At 63.1% G+C, this 1,980-nt stretch carries 2 protein-coding genes; one reads left to right on the forward strand and one right to left on the reverse strand.

What is annotated here, in order from left to right; all coding sequences use genetic code 11:
- Positions 1-1,455 (forward strand): hypothetical protein (locus tag EN935_RS33400; protein ID WP_127374093.1); only part of this gene is annotated, 1,455 nt, incomplete at its 5' end.
- 67 nt (positions 1,456-1,522) lie between these two features.
- Here the strand turns inward: EN935_RS33400 and EN935_RS33405 are convergent.
- A partial coding sequence (locus tag EN935_RS33405) for a dihydroxy-acid dehydratase (RefSeq protein WP_206534630.1) occupies positions 1,523-1,980 on the reverse strand: 458 nt, incomplete at its 5' end.

Genomic DNA, 1,980 nt, shown 5'->3' on the forward strand with positions numbered 1-1,980 from the left:
GCCTATGGCCATCGCGAAAAGGGCAGCTGCGACGACATTCAGTTGATCGTGCCGCCACAGGCAGGTTCTGCCAGCGCCATTTCGGCCGCCGCCGACAGCCTGAAATTCCTCGGCAAGACGCCGCTGACGGCGGCCGTCAAGCAGGCGGCCGAAGCGTTGAAATACACCGAGGACAAGGCGACCGTGGTGCTCATCACCGACGGGCTCGAAACATGCGGTGGCGACCCTTGCGCGCTTGGCAAGGAGCTTGAAGCATCCGGCGTCGACTTCACCGCCGATGTCGTCGGCTTCGGCCTCACCGCCGATGAGGGCAAGCAGATTGCCTGCCTCGCCGACAACACCGGCGGCAAATACATCCAGGCCTCCGACGAGAAGGCGCTGCAGGAGGCGCTTGTCGAGACCGTCGCAGCACCGGCGCCTGCACCCGAACCAGCGCCGGCACCGGCCCCAGCACCGGCGCCCGAGCCTGCCAAGCCGGAATTCAATCTTCTGCCCACCGCAGTGCTTGCCGAAGGCGGCGATCCTGTCACCGACGGAAATGCCTGGGAGATCTGCAAGGCGAAATCCGACGGCACGCGCGGCGACAACGTCACCACCGAATACGGCGCCTACAAAGGAAATCTGGAGCCGGGCGACTACATTATCGTTGCGCGCGACGGTGAGGCCAAGACCGAACAGAAGCTCAAGATCGAGGCAGGCCAGGTCTACAAGCCGGTGTTCACGTTGAATGCCGGCACGCTCATCATTCATCCGCGACCAAGCGCGGGGGCGGATGTTGTCGACGGCGCGGCTGTCGTGATCGACTACCCGGGCGCCGATGCACCCGCGACCTACTATGGCACCACCAAGATCGTGTTGCCGGCCGGTGACGAGAAAGTGACGGTCACGATCGGCCAGGGCGTGGCGGCCGAAACGATTCCGCTCGCTGCCGGCAAAACGGTCGAAAAGGACATCATCGTCGGCGTCGGGCATATCGTTGCCAACGCCTACTATACCGCTGGCGGCGACAAGGCTGACGGTTCGGGCATCGGCTTTAAGGTGTTCAAGGCGAAGAAGAAGATCGACGGGACCAGGGAAGAAGTGACCTATGCCTATGGTCCCGACAGCAAGTTCGATCTGCCGCCGGACGACTATGTTTTGATCGCGACGGTCGAGTTGGCAGAGGTCGAGCAGCCGTTCACGGTGAAGGCCGGTGAGTCTCAGGACGTGAAAGTGGCCATGAATGCCGGCGTGCTGGCAATCACCGCGCCCGGCGCCTCGAAGATCGAGATTTTCGAGACGAAGAAGGACATCAACGGCAACCGCAAGTCGATCGGCTATAACTACGACGCGAAGTTCCAGACCACGCTGCCGGCTGGCGACTACGCGATTGTCGCCGACACCTCCGACAACGACTCAAAGGAAGGTACGGCTACGGTCAAGGCCGGCGAACGCGTCGAGGTCACCGTCAAGTAACTGCCTTAACCCCATGAAAAAGGGCGGCCACGAGCCGCCCTTTTTCATGGGCAGGATGGTGATCCCATCAAGCCGTGCCGAAGGCGCTGGCGCCATGATCGGCGCGGCCGACCAATTGCCGGAAGCCAGCGAACAGCTCGCGGCCAAAACCGAATTCATTGCCGATGAGATCAGCTTCCGCCGTACGGCGTAGTGCGAATTCCGGTGCCGGCACAAACACTTCCAGCGTGCCTGCATCGGCGTCCAGCCGGATAACGTCGCCCTCGTGGATCCTGGCGATAGGACCGTCCTCGACCGCTTCCGGCGTCACGTGGATCGCCGCCGGCACCTTGCCGGAGGCGCCCGACATGCGCCCGTCGGTGACCAGCGCCACGCGCTGGCCGCGATCCTGCAGGATGCCGAGCACGGTGGTCAGCTTGTGCAGTTCCGGCATGCCGTTGGCCTTAGGTCCCTGGAAGCGGATAACGGCGATGAAATCGCCGGTCAGCGTGCCTGCCTTGAACGCTTCATTCAGCCCTTGCTGGC

The organism is Mesorhizobium sp. M7D.F.Ca.US.004.03.1.1 (genome assembly GCF_003998635.1).
GTDB classification, from domain to species: domain Bacteria; phylum Pseudomonadota; class Alphaproteobacteria; order Rhizobiales; family Rhizobiaceae; genus Mesorhizobium; species Mesorhizobium loti.